The organism is Luteolibacter sp. (assembly GCF_039920825.1).
Taxonomy (GTDB): Bacteria; Verrucomicrobiota; Verrucomicrobiia; order Verrucomicrobiales; family Akkermansiaceae; genus Luteolibacter.
On the sequence record NZ_JBDSCX010000007.1, the window covers coordinates 33656 to 55850 of the forward strand.

The following is a 22195-nucleotide window of genomic DNA, read 5'->3' on the forward strand; positions in this document are numbered from 1 at the left end:
AAATGTCGCCAGCCTCCATCAGGGCAACTACTGGATCGGGACCTTTGAAAACTACGACGGCATTACCGGAAATCCCGGGGACACCCGCGGCGACGGAGCAACCGGCACGCTGACCTCGCAGGAATTTACGATCTCCAAACGCTACATTACGTTTCTCGCCGGCGGCGGAAACCTGCCCGGCCAGACCGGCATCAAGCTGCTCTGCGAAGGCCAGGAATATGCCATGGGCACCGGCTTCGACAGTGAGTCGATGTTTCCAGTGACGTTCGATGCCGCAGTCCTAACAGGAAAGCTCGTCCGGGTGGTGATCTTCGACCAGGCAACGGGTGGCTGGGGCACATCAATGCCGACGATTTCGCCGCCAGTGACGAGCCCGCTCCAGCCAGTGACGGCGGGTTCAGACTCACTCCCGGCTTCCCCGCCGCGGATCCTCCAGGCGTTGGCTACGACCAGACGTCGCGTCCGCAGATCCATTTCACCTCGCGCCGGAACTGGCTCAACGACCCTAACGGCATGGTCTTCGACGGCCGGGATTACCATCTGTTTTTCCAACACAATCCGCTGGGCACCGGCGGAGGAAACCAGGTCTGGGGCCACTCTGTCAGCACCGACATGCTCCACTGGCGGCAGGTCGACCATGCGCTGCTTCCCTATCAGGTGGATGGCCGCAATGGCGTGATCTACTCGGGCACAGCAGTGGTCGATCACAACAACAGCCTCGGCATGCAGGTGAGTTCGCGCAAGACACTGGTGGCCTTTTTCACCTATGCGAACACGGGACCGTCCTATCAGGCGATGGCCTACAGCACCGATGGCGGCGTAACGTGGCAATATTACAACAACGGCCGCGCAGTGGTTCCCAACCAAGGCTTCGACAACGTCGAGCGCGATCCGAAGGTATTTTGGCATGAAGCTTCGCAGCGCTGGGTCATGGTGCTGTGGGTGCATACCAACCCCGGCCGGGTGCGTTTTTTCACCTCGACCAATCTCAAGGATTGGACGTTCGCATCCGACCTGTTGCGCGACTGGGCGTTTGAATGCATGGACCTGTTCTTCGCTCCGGTGGACGGAAATCCCGCGAATACCAAATGCGTGATCTACGATGCGAGTTTCGACTATGAGATCGGCACGTTCGACGGCACCACCTTCACCACCGAAGCCGGTCCGTTTCACGCAAGCCGCGGAGATTTCTACGCCGCGCAGACATTCAACCAGGCCCCAGGTGGCCGCACGGTGCAGATCGGATGGATGAATGGTGGTCCGAACTCCGCCACCAGTTACGGCGTGCCCTTCAACCAGCAAATGTCCTTCCCATGCGACCTAACATTACGAACGACGCCGTCCGGCGTTCGTCTCTGTTCCTTCCCGATTCCCGAGATCTCGACGCTGGTCAACTCAACCCAGGTGGTGACAGAGCAGGCACTCACCACCACCAGCAACCTGTTCAACGGCATGGGAACCCTCGACCTGGTCGATCTCTCGCTGGAGTTCAGTCCCGGCACCGCCACGCAGATCGCCATCGATCTCCCGCGCACCACGGTCCGCTATGACGTGGCCAGCGGTGCCCTTACCCACACCGGAACTAACGGCAGCACCGTCACCTCGGTGGACGGACCCCTAACACCCCGCAACGGCCGGGTGAAACTGCGCCTGCTTCTCGACCGCCTGAGCTTGGAAGCCTACGCCTTCGACGGCGAGAGTTTCGGCGCACATTACATCAGCCCCACCGGTGGGACCGGAACACCTTCGCTTCGCTCCATCGGTGGTCAGGCGTATGTGTATTCGCTCAGTGTGAAGTCGCTCAACTCCTCTTGGACGCCTGAAACGCCGCTGGCCACGACGATCCTCAATCCAGGATTTGAAACAGGAATCCCCAGCGGATCGACGTTTCACAATGCGGTTCCTAACTGGACGGCCTTCGGCGATTGGACGGATGCGGCGGGGTATCTGGACGACAGCAACGACGCCCTCACCCAGGCAGCAGGCTATCCGAATTTCACCGGTCTCGGAGCAGCGTCGCTGAAGGCGCGGAATAGAGCCACGGAGAACCGTGCTGGCCTGTTCCAGTCCCTCGGCCATGTCGCCTCGGCGGATCTCGGCAAAACCTTCACCCTAGGCGCTGACTTGGGAGCGCGGATCATGGATGGCCCCGGAAACTACGCTTACACCGGCGATCTGACGGTGTCGTTCAGGAAAGGCGTCACCGCCGGAGTTCCAGGTGACAAGGGAACCTTGCTGGGATCGGCGGGAACAAAAACGGTCAACGCCGACGATGCCGCACTGCCTTCGCTCGCCAACGTCACCCCCGTTAGAGCGACCGCAGTCTTCACTCCCGTCCTTGCGGATGTCGGCACCGAAATATTCGCGGTGATCGATCTTCAAAACACATCGGGCAGCACGACCGCTACCGATGGAGAGAAACAATACCTCGCCGACAACGTAACGCTCGAAGCGGATTTCCCCATCATCCCGGCAGGCCCGATGGCCTACGAGGGATTCGACTATGCCGCCGGATCCGCAAACCTATCAGGGAAAAACGGAGGTATAGGCTGGGCCGCCGCCTGGCAGACGGTCGACAGCAGCAGTGCGGATATCATCGCCGGAAGCCTGGCAGCCGGCGGCAATGCGCCCGCGGATTTCGGACTCCTCTCATCAGGAAACAACACCCGCCTTCCCAACGGGCGCCGAATAGGCAGGCTGCTCGATACCACACTCACCGGACCGTTCGGAGCGCGCGGATACGTCGACTCAAACGGCCGCATCGGCGGGGACGGAACCACTCTCTATGTCAGCTTCCTGCAGCAGCCCAACGGCACCAGCCTCTTTTATGAATTCGAGTTTCACCGCGACAATCTCGGCGATTCGGGCCGGATCGCCGGCATCGGCAACGACCAGGCGGGCAACAACATCAACCTGCGCGCGCCTAACAGCGTGCAGACCACCATCGGAGCGGGAAGCACGGCGGTGAATTTCTATGTCATGCGCATCGATTTCAAAGCGGGCAACGATGACGTCTATATTTACCGGAATCCGACTTCCCCGACCGAGCCGGGCTCCCCCACCCTGACCCGGCTGGCCGCCGCGGACATGTCATTCAACGGCATTTCCTTCGGTGCCTTCGTGAACGGCCGGACTGTGGCTCACGACGAGATCCGCATGGCCAGATCGTGGACGGAGGCCGTCGGACAAACGCCATTCACTGCTTGGACCAATGTGAAGGGACTGGACGGATCTCCCGGGAGATCCCCTGCCTTCGGCGCCGATCCGGACGGAGACGCCATCCCTAACGGACTCGAATGGATCCTCGGAGGAAACCCGCTCGCCCGCGACGCGGCGGCGTCCGTCACCTCCAGCGCGGACGACGGACTAACGCTCTCCTTCACCCGCGACGAATCCTCGCTCGGGAGCTCCACACTCGCCGTGCAATGGAGCTCCGGCCTCGACGGCAGTTGGACCGACATCCCGATCGATCAAAACGGGGGAACTCATTCCGGCGGTGTCGTCGTCACGGTCAATGAAAGCGCTACCCCGGATATGGTGACCGTTCACATCCCCGCTTCGAACACGGCAAACGGCAGGATATTCGCACGCCTCCGGGCGACCATACCATGATCGTGTCAACGGAACCCATCGATCTCAAACGTGATCTCGAAGTGAAGGGCTAACATCCAAAAAACCGGCTCTTCCCGCGGCTTTGACGTCCGATTCCCTGAATCATGTTCATCGATAGGGAGCGGGTTCAATTCGCGCAAAGAGCCTGATCCATCGTCGAATTCGCTCAGCGGGTGACGGGGCCCGCCATAGCCGGATCACCACGGACTGACTCTTCTCCTGGTATGGATCAACATTCCATCAAGCTTCGTTCGCGCATTCTATCAGCGCCAAGAACTTGTAATGATTACCGACAAACCTGACATGACAGGAACCTCCAAACACAGGGATTTTTTCGTTGTCGCAAACGACTCCTTATCGGCTTGTGAGGGGAATTCAATCAGTGAGGCGATGATTCCCACGTCGGCGTCTCCTCTCTCGTTGCAAACCCAAAGAACACAAATCCCATGAAACTGATATCTCCCAATTTCAGCGCGAATTCCGCCGCCCTGCTGGCCGGATTGTTGCTGGTCCCCCTCGGCGCGCAGGCCACGCAATTGGCCTATGAGGGCTTCGACTACGCCACGGGCTCCGGAAACCTAACAACCCAAAACGGCGGCACGGGATGGAACGGAGCTTGGCAGACGGTCAACAACGGCAGTGCCGATGTGATTGCAAGCAGCCTCGCCGCAGGAGCCAGCTCGCCCACCGGCTACGACCTCCGCTCGCTCGGAAACAGCAGTAATCTGCCGAACAACCGCCGCGTTGGGCGGTCGCTCAATACCTCCACCACGGGGCCGTTCGGCTCGCGTGGCTATCGTGACCCCAATGGCCGGATCGGGGCGGATGGCACCACGCTTTATCTCAGCTTCATGCAGCAGCCCGACGGCACCAGCGCTTATTACGAATTCGAGTTTCATCGCGGCGATCTGGGAGACGGCGGACGCATCGCCGGCATTGGCAACGACACCGGCACGACCAACGTGAACCTGCGGGCCCCCAACGGCACTCATTCCGCCATCGGCGCGGGCAGCACGGCGGTGAACTTTTACATCGTGCGGATCGACTTCAAACCCGGCAACGATGACGTTTACGTCTATCGGAACCCGACCTCCGCCACCGACCCCGGCCTTGGCGCAGCCACACTGACCAAGACTGCCGTCGCCGACATGTCTTTCAGCGGAGTTTCCTTGGGCGCGTTCAACAACGGCCGCACCGTGGCTCATGACGAAATCCGCTTCGGCACGACTTGGGATGATGTGGCTCTGGCGGCGACACTTGCCGCACCCGTTTTCACCAGCCAGCCGCGGGCGACCGTCAATGCCTATGTTGGCGGTTCCATCGGTTTCACGGCGGTTGCCAGCGCTCAGCCGGATTCGACCTATCAGTGGTATAAGGGTGCGACCCTCCTCTCGGGACAAACCAGCTCGACGCTTAATCTGAGCAATATCCAACCCGGTGATGCGGGGGCCTATCATGTAGTCGCCACCAATTCACAAGGCTCCACGCCATCCAACGACGGAACAGTGGTCGTCCAGACCACGCCGGCCGGTTTGCTGGCTTACGAAGGATTCGACTACAACACCGGATCCACCAACATGGATGGGAAATTCGGTGGCCTCGGCTGGGGCGCCGCATGGGCGGCCGTCGACAACGGCGGGTCAAACGTGCTGGCCGGCAACCTCGCCGCCGGAACCAACGCTCCGAATGGGTACGATGCGATGTCGCTGTCAAACAGCTCATTCACGCCCAATGCGCAGCGCAGCGGCCGTTTGGTGGACACCACGCCCGGTGGCCGCTTCGGCACGGCGGGTTACGTGGACGGAAATGGCAACATCGGAGCCGATGGCAAGACTCTCTATCTGAGCTTCATGCAGCAGCCGGACGGAACCAGCAAATTCTACGAGTTCGAGTTCCATCGCGGCAACCTTGGCGATTCGGGCCGGATTGGTGGTGTCGGCAACGATACGAACAACCCCGTCGTCAACCTGCGCGCTCCCAACAACGCAACGTCCCTGATCGGTCCCGGCAGCACGGGCGTGAACTTCTACGTGGTTCGCATCGATTTCAAGTCCGGCCCGGACGATGTCTATGTCTATCAGAATCCCATCTCCGCCTTCGAGCCAGGCACGCCCACGCTGATCAAGACGGCCGTGGCCGACATGTCCTTCAACGGAATCTCACTGGCTGCATTCGACAACGGGCGCACCGTGAAACACGACGAAATCCGTCTCGGCCAGAGCTGGTCGGATGTGGTCTTCGGCACCAGCCGCCTCCCGCTCACCTGGGTGGGCGATGGCACCTCCAACAACTGGAACTTCGCCGACGTCAATTGGAATGATGGAACCGGGGCAACCCAGTTTACGGATGGAAATCCGGTGACCTTCAGCGACAGCGGCTCCGACACCCCTGCGGTGAACGTGACCACCGGTGTCTCCACCGGCTCCGTCACCGTCACCGGCGACACGAAGAGCTACAGCATCGGCGGCAGCGGCACGATCACCTGCTCCGGCGGATTGACGAAGTCCGGTGCCGGTTCGCTGACTCTAACCGGCGCATCGAACTTCAGCTCGGCAATCATCGTCAGCGGCGGCGACCTGTTTCTGAACGGCACCACGTCGGTGGGAAGCCAGCTCAACCTGAACGGGGGAACAATCTCCGCGACATTGGGTGGAACCAATACCTTCACCGGCACCCTGTTTGCCAATGCCGGCACGCAATCCCTCAGCGGAACGAATTCGTTCGCCGGAATCGTGACCACCACTGCGGCTACCACCATCACCGGCCCGACATCGATCACGGGAACCGGAGGAACAGCCGTCTGGATCGGCAACCTGGCCGGCGCAAACGCATCCCTAACGGTTGAACCCGGCGGCTCGCTGAACATCACCGGTATCTTCAGTGATGCCTGGGTGATCGGACGTGACGGAGGCAATGGCTCGGTGATACAAAACGGTGGCACCATCACTTACAATTCAAGCAACCATCCTGATGCGTTCATCGGTGCCAGCGGTGCCGGCGGGACCGTCGCATCCTACGTCATGAACGGCGGAACACTTGAAATGAGCAACACCCGTCTCGGACTCGCCATCGGCCCCATCACCTCCCAACTGGATCAAAACGGCGGAACGATCAACGTCCGCCAATTGGAATTGGGATCCATCCTCACGACCGGAACCGGCATTTACAACCTCACCTCAGGCACTTTGAACGTCGGAACGGATGGAATCACGAGCGCCGGTGGCTCGGGCCACTATGAAATCAACCTCAAGGGCGGCACCATCGGCGCGGCAGCCGACTGGTCCTCTCCGCTGGTGATCAGACTCATCAATCCCGTGACCTTCGATAGCGCGAATCACAAGATCACTCTATCAGGAGGTCTCACGGATTTTGACACGCCCACCGCTGCCGGAGGACTGGTCAAGACCGGTTCCGGAACCCTGGCCCTAAACGGCTTCAACGACTACACCGGCCCCACGACGATCAGTGCCGGCACGCTTGCCGGCAACGGAAACCAATACTCAGCAGTGACCGTTGCGTCGGGAGCAACCATCGCACCAGGAGACAGCGCCATCGGCGTCTTCTCTTGCGACACGGCCAGCCTCGCGAGTGGTTCCACCCTCGCGGTGAGCATCAACAGCACCTCCGACAGCGCCGATGAACTGGCGGCATTCGGCAGCGACATCAATATCAATGGCGCCAACCTTACATTCGAGGAAATCGGCACCGGCATCGTCACCGTGAATACCGTACTCCCGATTGTTGAGGCCGTGGGTACTATTACTGGCACCTTCGCGGGCTATCCCAACGGTAGCACGGTCACGGTCGGCAGCAATATCTTCACCCTGAACTACACTTCAGGGCAGGTGACTCTCACTGCCGTCGGCACGCCTTACACCAACTGGGCCGATTCAAAGGGCCTTGATGGAACTGCGGGAAGGAACCCTGCGTTCAACGCCGATCCGGATTTCGATGGAGTTGCCAATGGTTTGGAATGGATCCTCGGTGGCGATCCTCTCGCCCAGGACGGCGGCACGCTCGTCACTGCAACCGGTAGCGGAACAAACGGCCTCACCCTGACGTTCACCCGTGAGGAAGCCTCGCTCGGAAACGCCACGCTGATCGTTCAATGGGACGACAATCTCGACGGCATTTGGACTGACGTCCCCGTCGTGCAAGCTGGAGGATCCTATGCCAACGGAGTCACGGTTGCCGTGAACCAAACCGCCACACCGGACGCCGTCACCGTCCACATCCCGGCTTCCAACGCCGTCGATGGAAAAGTGTTCGCCCGCCTGCGCGCGACCTTGCCGTAATCCAAACCATCCCCATCATCGGGGGAGATCCATTACCCTTGCTGCCAGCCCGCCGACGCGCGGGCTGGCAGCCTATTTTCAGACTTTTCATCTCTTGCGTGAGCACCCAACTAACAACCACTATTCTTTTCCTTGCGGCACTCGCCCACCCCGGCTTGAAGGCCGCGGACGACATTCTCATCGCCGATTTCGAAGGAGCGGACTACGGCGGCTGGAAAGTCACCGGCGAGGCCTTCGGGAAGAATCCGGCCCAGGGCGCGCTTCAAGGCCAGATGGCTGTAGATGGATTCCTTGGCAAGGGATTCGTCAACAGCTATCAGGGCGGCGATGACACGACCGGCACGCTGGTTTCACCAGAATTCAAGGTCGAACGGAAATTCCTCAACTTCCTGATAGGCGGTGGTGGATTTCCCGGAGAAACCTGCATCAACCTGCGGTCGCTCGGAAAAGTCGTGCGAACCTCCACCGGCCCGAACCAACAGCCCGGCGGCAGCGAGCGGCTGGATTGGGAAACGTGGGATCTATCCGATCTGATGGGAAAAACCGTCTCGTTGGAAATCATCGATTCGCGCAAAGGCACCTGGGGTCACCTGAACGTGGATCAGATCGATCAAAGCGACACTCCGCGGGTGATGGAAATCCGTCAGGAGTTCACCGTGAACCAGCGCTATCTGGTCTGGCCCGTCAGCCTCGACACGAAGCTGAAGAAACGCTTTTTCATGACGCTGGACGGCGAGGACAAGCCTTTCACCTTTTCCGACATCTGCCTGACCAACCATCCCGACTTCTGGGTCTTCACGGATCTCGCCAACTTCCAGGGCAGGAAGATCACCATCACCGGAAAACTTCCCGGCGCACTGCAGGAGGCTTGGAAAAAAGTCGCCATCAGCTCCACCTATCCGGGCGAGACCGGAATCTATCATGAGCCGCTCCGGCCGCAGTATCATTTCACCAGCCGCCGCGGATGGCTCAACGATCCCAACGGCCTCGTCTGGAAGGACGGCAACTGGCACCTTTTCTATCAGCACAATCCCTATAACCACGGCTGGGACAACATGACCTGGGGACACGCGGTCAGTCCCGACCTGTTTCACTGGAAGGAACTGCCGCCCGCGTTGTTTCCCGATGCCGAGGGTTCCATGTTTTCAGGTTCCGCCGTACTCGCTCCCAAGGGGAAAGTCGGCTTTCCGGTCAAGGGTGAAAGCACGCTGGTCCTGGCCTATACCGCGCACGGCCCCAACAGTTATCTTCCGGGAATCGCTACAACCCAGTCCATCGCCTCCAGCGACGACAACGGAAAAACCTTTCGAAAATTCGCCGGCAATCCGGTGATCCCGCATGTCCGCGCGGAAAACCGCGATCCGAAGGTGCAGTGGCACGAGGCGACCAAGCGCTGGATCCTCAACCTCTATTACGATGGAAATGACTACGCCATCTACACCTCCCCCGATCTGGTAAAATGGGAGAAGACCTGCGACTATCAGATTCCCGGAGAAGGCGAGTGCCCGGACATGTTCGAACTGCCCGTCGATGGCGATGCCAAGAACACCCGCTGGGTCGTCTGGGGCGCGAACGGGAAATACATGTTGGGAAGTTTCGACGGCCGGAAATTTACTGCGGAAAGCGGTCCGCATCGGTACTATTTCGGCAGCGCCTATGCGGGCCAGACTTACAGCAACGCGCCCGGCGGCCGCCGCGTCCACATCGGCTGGATGCGGGCGGGCGGTGCTGAAATGCAGGGAGCTCCGTTCAATTGCGAGATGACCGTGCCCATGGATTTCTCACTGAAAAAGGTCGGTGGTGCCATCCGCCTCTGGGCCGAACCCAGCGAGGAGGTCACCAAGCTGCGTGAATCCACCAAGGAGTGGAAAAACCTAACCGTCACTTCCGATGGCGTTGATCCGCTGGCGGACTTCAGCGGCGGACAGTTCGAAATCGAAGCCGTGGTCGATGCTAACTCGCAGGCTGCTGAAATGGGTTTCAAAATCTTCGATCAAAGCCCGGCGATCTGGAAAAAAGACGATCAGACATTCTCCGGAGCGGAAGGCGTCCAACCACCGGTGGACGGCAAACTCCACATCCACGTCTTCGTCGATACCGTTTCGATGGAGGCCTTCATCAACGGCACTTTCGTCAGCCGCTATTTGCGTCAAACACCCGGAACCAAGCCTGTGAAAATCGTCGCCTCCGGTGGTTCGGTAATTTTCGAATCCCTTAAAATCCATACTCTCCGTTCGGTCTGGAAATGATCCGACGCACTTTATGAAACCTCTGGTCATCGGCATCGGCGAGATTCTCTGGGATCTCCTTCCTTCCGGCCCCCGCATGGGTGGCGCTCCCGCCAATTTTGCCTGTCACGCCCGTGCTCTCGGCGCGGAATCACAAGTCGCCAGCCGGGTGGGAGACGACGAGCCGGGTGCCGGACTACTCCGGAATCTAATCGATCTCGGGCTTCCGGTTTCCGGCATTTCCATCGATCCCACCCATGCCACCGGATCCGTCGGCGTGAAAATCATGGAAGACGGACAACCCGCGTTCACCATCGAGCCCGACGCGGCGTGGGATCACCTCGTTTCCGATCCCCGTCTGGAAAACGTCTTCGCGCAGGCGGATGCGGTTTGTTTCGGCACCCTCGCCCAACGCTCCGCGGCTTCGGCGCAGACCATTCGTGGATTGGTCTCGCTGACCGGTCCCGAAGCGCTCAGGGTTTTCGACGTGAATCTCCGGCAGAACCATTACTCCAGCGCCACCATCGAGGCTTCGCTGGAGTTGGCCAATGTTCTGAAATTGAACGACGCCGAGCTGCCCCAGATCGCCGCCATGTTAGACATTCAGGGATCCGTCCGCGAGTGTCTCACCACGCTTCTCGATCGATACGGACTCCGTCTCATCGCCTTCACGCGTGGAGCGGAAGGCAGCATTCTTTACGATGGCGTTGAATGGTGCGAGCATCCCGGACTTGCCGTGAATGTCAGCGACACTATTGGCGCCGGAGATTCCTTCACTGCGGCCGTCACGATGGGCTTGTTGAACCGCTGGCCGATTGGCAGGATTTCGGAAGCCGCCAACGAAGTGGCCACCCACGTTTGTTCCCAAGCCGGTGCCGTCCCACGGCTGCCGGATTCCATACTCGCCCGCTTCGATGTCAACGGCGCGCGCCATCAGGCGGCCACTACCTGACAATGCATTTCTCTCTTAAAACCCAACCATGAATCCTCGAATCTTCTTCTTCGCAATCGTCTCGGCGCTGGCCGGTTTCCTTTTCGGCTTCGACACCGTGGTCATCTCGGGAGCCGAACAAACGATCCAGAAACTCTGGGGACTGAGCCCCGGCATGCACGGCATCGCAATGGCCGCCGCGCTTTATGGAACCGTGATCGGTTCGCTCGCGGGTGGTTGGCCCACCGACCGCTTCGGGCGCAGGGCGACGCTGCTGTGGATTGGCGCGCTCTATCTGATTTCCGCTTTGGGCTGCGGCTTCGCCACGGATGTGAATATGTTCATCGCCGCGCGTTTCATCGGTGGACTTGGCATCGGAATCTCCACGGTCGCCGCGCCGCTTTACATCTCGGAAATCGCTCCGCCGGCCCACCGCGGACGTCTGGCAGGCATGTTCCAGTTCAACATCGTTTTCGGAATCGTAATCGCATTTCTATCCAATGCCCTGCTTGCCGGAATCGGCCCCAATGCGTGGCGCTGGATGCTCGGCGTGGCCGCCGTTCCGTCCGTCATTTACACGGTCATGTGCTTCGCTATTCCCGAAAGCCCGCGCTGGCTTCTCACACGCAAGGGCGACCGTGCGAAAGGATTGGCGGCCTTGCGCGTGATCGAACCGAACGCAACGGATAGCCAGCTCGAAGCACAAGCGGATCTCATCACGTCCGCATCGTCAGGGCAGAAAACCTCGGGACGTTTCTGGACCTGGGGGCTGCGCGTTCCCATCATGCTGGCGTTCTTCGTGGCGTTCTTCAACCAGCTCTCCGGCATCAACGCCATCCTCTACTTCGCCCCGCGGATTTTTGAAATGACGGGTCTGGGAGAAAAAGCCGCGCTGTTACAATCCGTCGGTATCGGCATCACCAATCTCGTCTTCACGTTTGTCGGTCTTTGGCTCATCGACCGGATGGGACGCCGCACCCTGCTTTTGATCGGGTCGTTTGGTTACATCGCCTCGCTCGGGCTGTGTGCGCTCGCCTTTTCTCATTGGGCTCCGCAATTCAAAGTCGCCTCTACGGCGATCGCCGTGGTGGAAATGGCACCCCGTGTCGAAAAAGCGGATGCGGAGAGCCGCACCAAGGTCGAAGCAGATTTTTCAGAGGCAAAGACGGCATTGCTAACAGCATCCGCCGATCCACGCTACGAACCCGGGCCGGTATTAATCTCCGATCAAGCCACTCCTGATGACGTAAAATCTGTGGCCGAAATGGCGATGACGAGGGCATCCGAGTCCGCAGGCTCTGGCGGAATGGTGGTTATGCTCTGCATCTTCGCTTTCATCGCATCGCACGCGGTGGGCCAGGGCGCTGTCATCTGGGTCTTGATTTCGGAAATCTTCCCTAACCGCCACCGCGCCGAAGGTCAGGCACTCGGCAGTTTCACCCACTGGATCTTCGCCGCCCTGCTCACGACGTTTTTCCCGAAGATGGTCACCGCCTTCTCGCCGGCGACGGTCTTTGCATTCTTCTGCGGCATGATGGTGCTGCAATTGCTGTGGGTGATCTTCTCGGTGCCGGAAACCAAGGGCATCCCGCTGGAGGACATCCAGAAAAAACTCGGCATCAGCTGATTTTCATCTGGGCCGTTTGCCAAATTTCATTGCCGGAACGCCCATGAGTCCCGACGAGGCAGCTCTTCACAAGGAAGAGCGATCTCCGAATCGCCCCAGCCCATGAGGTGACAATTGAAAGTGGCTAGCCTCGTTCATTGGCTTTCCATGGACCACGGCGATTCGGAGATCGCCGCACCTTGGGGCGACGATGCGGCACGGTTAACGGAAAAATCTTTTACCAATGGGTCTAACGGACAAACTCACGATCCGCCGAGGGTCATGACGAGTTTTCCCGAACTGTTGGGAATAATCCGGATCGCGCCGTCGGGCATTTGTTGGGATGAACCCGAGAGTCCGAGTTCGTAGTTCGTGTCCCCGACGCGATAAGTGATGCTCTTCGGATCCACTTTGCTTACGGCGGATTTCTGCTGATCCCCTCCCCTCATCTCCCATGCCCAGTGCAAAGGCTTTCCTTGTCCGTCCAGCCCCGTGCAGGTGACGTTCGCTTCGCGACACACCATGTAAAAAGTTCCCCCGCCGGCGAGAGGCTGGCTGATTCCCAGATCCGTTTGATTCAACTCCTTGACCACCGGTGGACCTTCAGGAGCCATCGGCGAGCTGTTTCCATCCGTAGCTAACAGCACCGGACGGATGCCCGCTTTTTCCTTCTCGGACCAAAGCGAACCGTCCATCACCGGAAGCGTGCCATACGCCAACGACGAGGTGGTGAGCGCGGAATCATGCGTCACTGAGACGACCTTTTCATCAAAGCGGTGGAGGTCGCGGATGAAAAATCCGCCATCCTCCCACAGAACGTTCAGCCGGTAAAAACGGCTGTTATACCAAACCGTCTTGCGATTCTGATTCCTCCAATCATCCATCGAAACCATCGAGGTCGGTGGCGTGAGCGGATAGCGACTCTTGAACCACTTGCCCGCTTGCCCCAGCGTCATGACCTGGATCTCCTTGGCCTGCGCCTGCTTTTCCAGCAGTTTCACCTGCAGGGTAAGTCCGTTTTTCATCCCGTCCCAGCCGAACGAGTTTTCCTGGCCTGCCTGGGTATAGGCGAACGCCAGTGATGGTTCTTGGATCAGGTTCTTCATGAACCAGTTCACCCACGCCTCCGAGCCGCCGGCTCCCGCATAGACCGGCTCGAGGGTGAACATCCCGTTGGTACGGCCATACTGATAGATCGGATCGCTGCCGAGCATGCGGAAGATCGGAACATCGATCTGGCCGCTCTTCGTCTGGGCGGGCATGTAGGCGTTCACTCGGCTCGGATAGTAGGCCTGGTTCCAATAGCCGCCCCACAATGTGTAGCCGTCGGTGCCCACCTGGTCCTTGCAATTGCACGACGCGACAATGCCGTAGCGCTTGACCATGTGGTCCAAGGTCACCTCGTCGATAAACCACGAGCCCACCGACTTCGGATAGTAGCCGAAGATCTGCTTGAAATCCGCCATGTAGACGTCCACCAGCTTGCGGCGTTCATCCGGCGAATAGCCTGGAGAAAATCCGACGTTGGCGGTCGAGTCCCAGTCATGGTCATGGCCCCGCCATTTCAGTCCCGCCTTTTGGACCAACTGCCGCGGGATCTCCCACCAGGCGGCGATCTCGTCGTCGGGACCGGCTTGTTCTTTCAGCAGCGCCTGGTATTTGGGATTGATCAGCGCGTCGTATTGCAAAGCCCAGGTCGCTGGCAGGTGCGTGGGTTTGATCAATTCGATCTGCCGCTTCGTCGTGTCGAAAAGAATGTCTTCCGAGTTTTGGAGGCGGTAGTCCGAATTGCGGATGAAATTGTAGAGATTGACGATGCGCGGTTGCGCAGGAATCACCGGTTTCGACTCGTCCGCCATCGCCACTCCGCATGACGCGAGGGGCGGGAGAATTCCACTCAGGGTGGACAACATCAATTTTCCGAAGCGATGGGTTTTCATTCGTGGGCGTGTGGTTGATAACGGTGAGCTTTCACCGCCGGTTCGTGAAGCTCCCTGTTTATGGAGCATCCCCACCCGCTAACACATCAGGATTCGCCTCCACGGCCCATGTATTTGAGAATGGCCTCGCTGCGGGTGCGGACGTGAAGTTTCCGATAGATATTGCCCAGATGGAAGGCCACGGTATCGATGCGGATTCCCAGCTCGCTGGCGATTTCCTTGTAGAAATAGCCTTTCACCAGGAGGTCGAGCGTTTCCGTTTCCCGCTGGGTGAGATGGAAATCCTCGCCCGGCTCCTGAATCGGGAGCCGGAAATGCTGGACCACCTTGCGGGCAATGGCACTGGACATCGGCGCACCGCCTGAAAGCACGTCATCCAACGATTCCAACAGACGCGAATGCACGTCCCGTTTCAAGACGTAACCCGAAGCACCGGCGGCCAGCGCTTCGAACACCATGTCGGCATCCTCGAAAACGGTGACCATCAGGAACTGGGTCTCCGGACACAGCGGCTTCAATTTTCTAACAAGATCAATTCCCGACAATCCGGGGAGCTGGATATCGACGATGACCGCATCCGGAGGAGACTTGGGAATCGCCTCGATGGCGGACTCCGCGCGGACGTGACAGCCACTGACGGTCCAGGAATCGGTGGTGGCGATGGTTTCCATAAAGGATTCCCGGAACATTGAGTCGTCTTCAACGATGACGACTTTATGGGCTTTGGATTTCATGAGGGTAAGACCAACGGAACTTTCGGCATAGGACAACGCAAAACCACCCGCGTGCCCTTCCCCGGCGCGGAATGGATCTCACAAGTGCCCTGCATTTCAGCGGCGCGGGCGAGAAAGTTGGTGAGTCCGTTGCCGGCATCCGGGTCGGCAGGATCGAAACCCGTGCCGGTGTCGGTAATGATCGCAACGAGGTTCTTCTCTTCGATCATCAACTGCAGGGTGGCTTCGCAGGGGCCGGCATGCTTCAGGATGTTGTGGAGCGCTTCCTTGGTCGCCAGCGAGAAATGATGACGGAAATCCGACCGCAGAGGGAACGTGGGAAAATCCGTCGGGATTGAAATCCGCAGCGTGACGGGGGCATCACGAAAAATTTCCTGAGCCACTCCCGACAAGTGGCCTGCTAGATGTTCCAGCGTGTCGTTCGCCGGGTTCACCGCCCAGACCAGACCATCCATCGCCCAAACGAGGTCTGAGGCGGCGGACTCCAGTCTCACCGCTTGGTAGCGCGCCTTCCCCGGTTCGTTCTCGATCGCCCCGAGGACGACCGAGGCGGCGTGTTTCAACAATGAAACGCGGGTGCCGAGATCGTCGTGCATGTCACGGGCGATGCGGGCCCGATCTCTCTCCACCGCGCTGGCCATGCGGATCGCGGCGATGCGGTTGCGGGAGCGGCGCTGATAGTTGAGAAAGAAGGTCCAGCCGACAAGAATGAGTCCCGCAGCGACGACCAGCGGCAGGAACCATGCCCGCTTCCATACCGGCTGCCGGATAAGCAGTGGAAACGCCAGAGCCGAAGTTCGCACCGCGGGCTTGTCCGATACCGCGATCGCCCGGAATGTATATTCTCCGGACGGCACGTTCATATAGGTGGCGCGCAACGACGAGCCCGAAATCACATTGAACGCTTCCGACCAGGAGAGCAGGAAGGTCTCTCCTCCTCCGGCCGGCCTAACCGACAGATTCTGGGTGCTCGTCCAGAACGCCGAGCTGTTCTGCTCGGCATCCAGCAATCCCAGCGCCGGCGCGCCTCCCAGCATCAACCGGGCGATCGCGGGTTCGCTGCCGCCCCGCGTCCAACCGGAGGGAATGCCGCCGATCTGGTCGGTGCGCTCGCCGTCATCGAACCCTCCATTCATCCAGAGATTCGCGTCGGGCCTGGCGGATCTTGTTAGAGCAATATCATCGATCACCCAGCACCCGGTGGTGTCCGGCGTGCCTGATGACATGGTCACCCGGATCCGGCGGGTGTTCTCCGGTATAAACAGCGGCTCGGACCTGCGGACCCATGGCGAGTCAACCACGTCGCTCTCCCATCCCGGGCTGGAACGGGTGGCGGAGAAAATCGTACGGCCTATCAGCTCCCCCGACTTGTCGAGCATTTCCCAGGTGAGGGTCATGCCGCGCGCCGTGGCGTGCCAGTCCTCGTCGAGTCCGTCCATGCGGCATTTCACGGCCGTCGGGTCGGCGACGACTCCTGGGGGAAATCCAAAATCAAAATCCAACCGATGCGTCCCCGGTCCGAGAGCCAACGGCGAGCGGTCCACGGGAAGTGGTATCGACACGTCATCTACGAAAAGTTGTTTCAATGCCAGATCCGCGCGCGGCTGTCCGGGATGGTCTTCCGACAGCAATTCGTCCGCCCGCTTTTTCGCCTCCGGGCTGACGAAAAAGAAATCCTGCGGCCGCCTGACCACACCACTCATCCGCACCTCGTCGATGCTACCGGGGAAGAACTCGAACGGCCCGAGCGCATTGATTTTCCCTGAGTTTCCTAACGCGAAATCGCCAAGTTCGCGGCGCAGGTCGGCAGGCAGGGTTCCACGACCGATCTGATTGGCGGCCTCCGCTCCCGATCCGATCCGCGTCCAGTAGAGCTTGAGATTGTCCGCGACGTTCTCGTTTCCGTCATAAGTCACGGCGACGTGGAACCAGTCATGAGTGTTGATCGCATGCGGGCCGGTCGTTGGGATTGTCGCCAACCCCCCACCGCGCACGGCGTCACCGGAGATCGGGACGAATGATAGAAACCCGGGCTTCTCGATGCGGAACAGGAAAACACGGTGCGCCTGGCTGTCATCATCCATCGTTACAATATCGGCGGCGAAGCTCGGTGAGGCGGACGGCAACATGTCCAGTTTCACAATCGCCTCCATGGTGAAAGCACCATTCTCGCCCATCACCGGAAACGGAACATCCACATTGTCGGCCGGCCCCGAATCCAGTGCCGGCTTGGCCAGCAGGATCGGACCATACGGGTGGGCGTTGCCCGGCTCGGTGGTGGCGGAGTAGGTAAATGAGACGGCCGATCCGAAACCATCCAACGATGGAATTCCCGAAGCCGCCCCGTTGAGCAGGCCTAACAGCGGCGCAGGGCTGAGGCCGGAGTCCTGAAACGGCGGAGTCCGTTCATCGAGATGCCAGAGGTGGAGGGTCGCGTCGTCCGCTACGTAGGGAGTGAATGCCGGTGCCGCGCCCGCCATCTGGAGCAGGCCAGCCGCCATCAAGCCGATGCGCCAGTTCATTCGGTCTTTGCGGGAGCGTCCCGGAAATCCTTGAATCCCGAAATCTGCGGTACGCTGTTGTCATTGCCTCCGTAGATGAACATGACCATCCGTGACCGTGGATCATGGACCCATTTCGTCTGGCTGATCGGATGGAACTGCGGATCGCCGGGAATCTGATAGGAGAGTTCCACGTCATATGATTCCGGACCCGAGGTGGGTGCCTCGGTCACCACGCGGGATTGCCCCTTCATCGCGAGTTTCTGGCTTCCTAATTTTCCGCCCACAGCGAGATTCGTTAGATTGTACCACATCATCTGGCCCTGTCTGAATTTCATCGCACTGGCGTCAATAATCTGGAACCGCACCGGAACCACCTTGTTCGCAGGGTCGGAGCTCGCGACGAGATAGAGATCCACCACCGATTCCGCCAGCTTGCCGGATGGCGCGCCCGCCGGGATTTCCTCGGCCTTGACCACCGGCGCGGGCAGCAGGCGGAGGGTGGTGTCGCCGCCGGCGAGTTGATAGACGTCCGAGAAATTCATCTCCGGCATTTGGATTTCATGCGAGGCCACGCCATCGAACAGATACAGCTTCTTCGGAGCATCCGCGGGCGGATTGAGGAAAAGTATCCGGCAGGTCCGCTTTGCGGGTTTGTCCTGCGCATGGGCAAGCATCGGAAACAGGAGTGCGAGTAGAAGTAGGCGGCGCATGGGCGTACAGGAATTTCAAAAGCTAGGCAACGGGCGGAGACGTGTCAAAAAAATCCACAGCGAGGAACCATCAAACCTCGTCCTGCGACAGCCACCGGAATGAGATCACCTCGAAACGTCGGCCGAAGAGGCCGTTCGCCGCCCTTTTGGTGGGGAGCGTCCCCGACGATGTCGAGAGATCGACAACAGCCGTGTCATCGGTGGAATCCACGTATTCCCTGCTGCGGCGGATGGTCGCTTCACAAACCGCACGGGCCTTGACGATTTTTCCGGTGGCATCGCGGGCATCACCATAGGCGCGGATGGTGAAGGTATCGTCGCGGGCGGAAAGGATCGGGGCGAGCGGGCGGAGGACGTCGGCTTGGCGCGTCCATCCAGGAACGCCGTAGAGATTGTAGCCAACCGCAGCCGCCCCAAATTTGTAACCCGTGTCGCCTGGGGCACCGCCAGGCGGATTTGCCGTCGATTTATTGGATCCCGAAACACCTCCGGGAGTCGCCGGGGTGGTGTCCTTTTGAACCACCGAATACGGATTCTGCGAACTATCCGCGAGTTTGTTCAGAGCGGTCTGGATGGCTCCCGCCAAAGCCAGGCCGTTGTCTTGGGAGAGCTGACGATTCACGAATTCCGATAGAGAAAGGAACGGGCCGCGGAGGCGGACCTGTTTGACGACTTCATCCGCCAGAAGGTCCAATTGGCTCTCGGTAAATACCCGGTAGCCGGCATATTGGGCATTACCGGCGAAAGTCCCGGAGTTTCCGGACTTCGACGCTTCCACGTCGCCAGCCACGCTGAAGCGGCTGAACGGGTAATCGGTCTCGCCGGAAAGTTCGGGAGTACTATTGCTCCCAATGTAGGGGACCTTTTGATTCCGCGCGTGGCCAAGCAGGGCGCGCCAGGCTTTTACAGAAGTCGAGTTGACGTTGAACATTCCTTCGACCTCGAGGCGCGAGGCGATGGTCTTGTAAGAGGTGGCGATCACTCCGACGTTTTTGGTCGCAAGCGTGCTGGCATTCGCGGCGGACGAGGCTGCATACGCGACGTCCTGTTGGATTGCCCTGTAGGAACGATTCGCCAGCGGCTTGGTGGCGTCTCTCAGGAAATTGGTGTAGGTGGTTTTGGCCGAAGAGCTGGCGGAGGGCGCACCAAAGCTGGTGGGTTCCGGAGCGATCGAGGAAAAGAACCAATCGTCGAACAGCATGTGATTGAGGCAGTAGGAATCGTCGTTCTGCAGGTTTTCAGCCCTTTTCGCATTTACCTCGGCGGCGTTGACGACAGCGTTGGACGGGAACAGCGGGTTGGCGTCGCTGTTTCCCACAAGATTGAATGAATAGGGAGGCACCGGATTTTCATAACGCGCGTCCCAGTTCTGAAGCTCCGCGAGGGAAGCGAGCGGACGGCCGGGCAATTCGTCGATAACGCAACGCGACAATCCATTCGAAACCTTGAAGCCGGTCATGATGAATCCATGGTTCTTGGCATCCGTATCGGGGATATAATCGCCGATGGACTGCAGCCCCTGGAAGCTGAATTCAAATGGCGAGTTCACGTTGTGAAGCACCCCCGGATAGCTGTAAGTGATGGTTTCCTCAGCCGGGCCCTTTTTGCCCATCGCCGTGTAGTTCACAAACGGACTGGACTGCACAAACCCCTTCGACGGCAAGTGGGTGTTACTGGCCATCCGCGCACCGAATGTAACGGACAGGAAAGGAGTTGGCACCATCGCTTCAGAGAGAGTGGGAGATGGGAATTTGCTCGCCGGAAACGGCGGATAGAATTCGTTCGCCTTTGCCTTGTCATACAACATTCGATAGGCAAGGACGGTTCCCATCGATGCATCCATGTTCATGTAGAGTCCTACGCCGTCCCCCTTGTCGGAAAACTCGGAGATGAAGGCGACATCGGTGGTAATCTTATTGTCGCCACCTGTTGGAGCCGGGGAAACTGTCGCGATCGTGGCGGATGTCCCATATGGCTTGGCCGCGGTGTAAGGAGAATAACCAGGTTCCAGGGTGTTGGACGCGCTCTTAGGGCTGAAAACCCGGGTCTCACCCGGAGCCAATGACTGAAGATTCTCAATGACATAAGTGCTCTCGCCTGGGAACGCGCCTTTAGTCGTCGCTTTCGCCGCAGGAGTCATGGCACTGTCCTGCAAGGTAACTCCCAAAGGCTGGGCAACCCCGCAGATCTTGTAGGAAATCACGGGCGGAAGCGATCCGATCAGCCTGAACGACAATTTCCCAGGTGCGGTGATGGTGACGTTATAGGGATTCCACAGTGTGAGCACCGGTTGCACGGCGAGTTTCACATCATACTTGCCGGCGTTGGCACCGGTGGCGTTGAAAACCGTGTGGTGATAGTAAATCCATTGCACGCGGGCGATCACCGGCAGAATTCGGACGTTATGGATGAAACTTCCGACATCACCACTGATGGCAGTTGCCTGGATCCCGGTGGACATCGAACCGGAGGCACTGGTCGCGCCGAATTTCTTGTAAAGCGTGGCGTATCTCGCGAGGTTTGCCCAACTGCCAATCGGCGGAAATCGATAAATCGCCTCGTTGCCGCTGACGGCGGCGCGCCGATAGTCGCTCCATGGATAGAGCAGGGATTTCGCGACGACGGCATTGCTAGACGGCCTGGTGTATAACAGATCCCTTTCAGGGAGGACTCTGAAAAACGGAAGATTGGCGGACGGCAACGAAGTATCGTAGGTATCCGCGACTAGTGACAGATCCTTGCGCCAGCCGCCGGTCGCGGTGTTGGTCAGAAGTCCGACGGAGTTCACCGAGAGATCATGATAATATTCCTGAGAGCGTTGCGGATTGGGAACAGCGGTGGTGGGATCCAAAAGGTTGCTTTGCTGAAGACTGATCGCCTTCGCCCCGATAGACATCATGGCCGGATCCTTAAGAGAAGTGTCCTTGAGCAATTTATCCAAACCGAACGGCACAGGATCAGCTGGCGCGTACGACTTGGCCAATACCGACCAAGTGGCGGGATTGTCCGTGGCGGGGGCGTAGGGCCTTGGCAGGCGGGCCTTCTGATTTTCCCCGCTGATCCACCATGCGTAGGTGCCGTGCGAATTACCTGAGGTGACTCTGGTTGGCTCGAGATGAATCTGGCGCTTGTCGGGATCGATAGCACCCACCGATTTTTCTCCGAGCAGCGCAACCTTGCCATTGGCAGCCTTGGTATTTGGCAGATTGCCCATGGTGGCTCCCACTGACGCCGAGGTCAGCCACGCTAGGAAACGTGCGCTTTTGTGATCGGTATAAGTCGGAGCCTTCGGAAGTCCCGTAGCATCATGATCCGTTCCTTCCCAACTTTTCCAAACACCGAGAACCGGGGAAGCATTGGCATCGACCAAATCCGCCCGCGCCGTGACCCGGGTGTCGAGTCCCGCGTTTTTCTGCAATTCCCCCACCGCGAGCATCAGCGCCATCCGGGCATTGCTGCGGGCGGTCGCCATGTCGGAGGATTGGGAAGAGGTCCGGAGACTGATGGAGCTCAGCGTCAGCAGCCCTACCGCGATGACCGTCAGCAGAATCATCAGCGACAGCGTGACAATGAGCGCAAAGCCTCCGGTCGATTTTTTATTGGGTTTGAGTTTCATGAATTTATCTGACCGGCCT

10 protein-coding genes are annotated in these 22195 nt (G+C 59.2%); 5 read left to right on the forward strand and 5 right to left on the reverse strand.

Annotated features, from left to right (window positions below; genetic code table 11):
* Nucleotides 1-513: 513 nt before the first annotated feature.
* The 5 genes from ABIQ96_RS01040 to ABIQ96_RS01060 all read left to right on the forward strand — a co-directional run bounded on the left by ABIQ96_RS01040 (nucleotide 514) and on the right by ABIQ96_RS01060 (nucleotide 12693).
* Nucleotides 514-3612: a glycoside hydrolase family 32 protein gene (locus ABIQ96_RS01040; RefSeq protein WP_348212672.1), complete on the forward strand. Its 3099-nt coding sequence runs from the start codon at nucleotides 514-516 to the stop codon at nucleotides 3610-3612.
* 446 nt (nucleotides 3613-4058) lie between these two features.
* Nucleotides 4059-7907 carry an autotransporter-associated beta strand repeat-containing protein gene (locus ABIQ96_RS01045; protein WP_348212673.1) on the forward strand — a complete coding sequence of 1283 codons (3849 nt, stop codon included), beginning with the start codon at nucleotides 4059-4061 and terminating at the stop codon, nucleotides 7905-7907.
* A gap of 98 nt (nucleotides 7908-8005) precedes the next feature.
* Nucleotides 8006-10156, forward strand: coding sequence for a glycoside hydrolase family 32 protein (locus ABIQ96_RS01050; RefSeq protein ID WP_348212674.1), 2151 nt, complete (start codon nucleotides 8006-8008; stop codon nucleotides 10154-10156).
* A gap of 13 nt (nucleotides 10157-10169) precedes the next feature.
* A complete protein-coding gene (locus tag ABIQ96_RS01055) occupies nucleotides 10170-11087 on the forward strand; it encodes a carbohydrate kinase (protein WP_348212675.1) in 918 nt (305 codons plus the stop codon).
* A 28-nt stretch (nucleotides 11088-11115) separates the two neighbouring features.
* Entirely contained in the window at nucleotides 11116-12693 is a 1578-nt protein-coding gene (locus ABIQ96_RS01060; RefSeq protein ID WP_348212676.1) for a sugar porter family MFS transporter, read from the forward strand.
* Nucleotides 12694-12935: 242 nt separating this feature from the next.
* On the opposite strand, the gene ABIQ96_RS01065 is transcribed toward ABIQ96_RS01060, so the two are convergent.
* From ABIQ96_RS01065 to ABIQ96_RS01085, 5 genes are all read right to left on the reverse strand, one after another.
* Nucleotides 12936-14612, reverse strand: coding sequence for a hypothetical protein (locus ABIQ96_RS01065; RefSeq protein WP_348212677.1), 1677 nt, complete (start codon nucleotides 14610-14612; stop codon nucleotides 12936-12938).
* 86 nt (nucleotides 14613-14698) lie between these two features.
* Nucleotides 14699-15346, reverse strand: a complete 648-nt coding sequence (locus ABIQ96_RS01070) for a response regulator transcription factor (RefSeq protein ID WP_348212678.1) — start codon at nucleotides 15344-15346, stop codon at nucleotides 14699-14701.
* Nucleotides 15343-17868 (reverse strand): LamG-like jellyroll fold domain-containing protein, encoded by a 2526-nt coding sequence (locus tag ABIQ96_RS01075; RefSeq protein ID WP_348212679.1) that lies wholly within the window; start codon nucleotides 17866-17868, stop codon nucleotides 15343-15345. Before ABIQ96_RS01075 ends, ABIQ96_RS01070 begins: the two co-directional genes overlap by 4 nt.
* Nucleotides 17865-18560 (reverse strand): hypothetical protein, encoded by a 696-nt coding sequence (locus ABIQ96_RS01080; protein WP_348212680.1) that lies wholly within the window; start codon nucleotides 18558-18560, stop codon nucleotides 17865-17867. The genes ABIQ96_RS01075 and ABIQ96_RS01080 overlap by 4 nt, the downstream gene beginning before the upstream one ends.
* 70 nt (nucleotides 18561-18630) lie before the next feature.
* Nucleotides 18631-22176 (reverse strand): pilus assembly PilX N-terminal domain-containing protein, encoded by a 3546-nt coding sequence (locus tag ABIQ96_RS01085; RefSeq protein WP_348212681.1) that lies wholly within the window; start codon nucleotides 22174-22176, stop codon nucleotides 18631-18633.
* Nucleotides 22177-22195: the final 19 nt, after the last annotated feature.

What these genes read in the sequence shown, in the direction of transcription:
- ABIQ96_RS01040 (WP_348212672.1), top strand. Translation starts at nt 514, where the DNA reads ATGGTCTTCGACGGCCGGGATTACCATCTGTTTTTCCAACACAATCCG.
- ABIQ96_RS01045 (WP_348212673.1), top strand. Translation starts at nt 4,059, where the DNA reads ATGAAACTGATATCTCCCAATTTCAGCGCGAATTCCGCCGCCCTGCTG.
- ABIQ96_RS01055 (WP_348212675.1), top strand. Translation starts at nt 10,170, where the DNA reads ATGAAACCTCTGGTCATCGGCATCGGCGAGATTCTCTGGGATCTCCTT.
- ABIQ96_RS01060 (WP_348212676.1), top strand. Translation starts at nt 11,116, where the DNA reads ATGAATCCTCGAATCTTCTTCTTCGCAATCGTCTCGGCGCTGGCCGGT.
- ABIQ96_RS01065 (WP_348212677.1), bottom strand. Translation starts at nt 14,612, where the DNA reads ATGAAAACCCATCGCTTCGGAAAATTGATGTTGTCCACCCTGAGTGGA.
- ABIQ96_RS01070 (WP_348212678.1), bottom strand. Translation starts at nt 15,346, where the DNA reads ATGAAATCCAAAGCCCATAAAGTCGTCATCGTTGAAGACGACTCAATG.
- ABIQ96_RS01075 (WP_348212679.1), bottom strand. Translation starts at nt 17,868, where the DNA reads ATGAACTGGCGCATCGGCTTGATGGCGGCTGGCCTGCTCCAGATGGCG.
- ABIQ96_RS01080 (WP_348212680.1), bottom strand. Translation starts at nt 18,560, where the DNA reads ATGCGCCGCCTACTTCTACTCGCACTCCTGTTTCCGATGCTTGCCCAT.
- ABIQ96_RS01085 (WP_348212681.1), bottom strand. Translation starts at nt 22,176, where the DNA reads ATGAAACTCAAACCCAATAAAAAATCGACCGGAGGCTTTGCGCTCATT.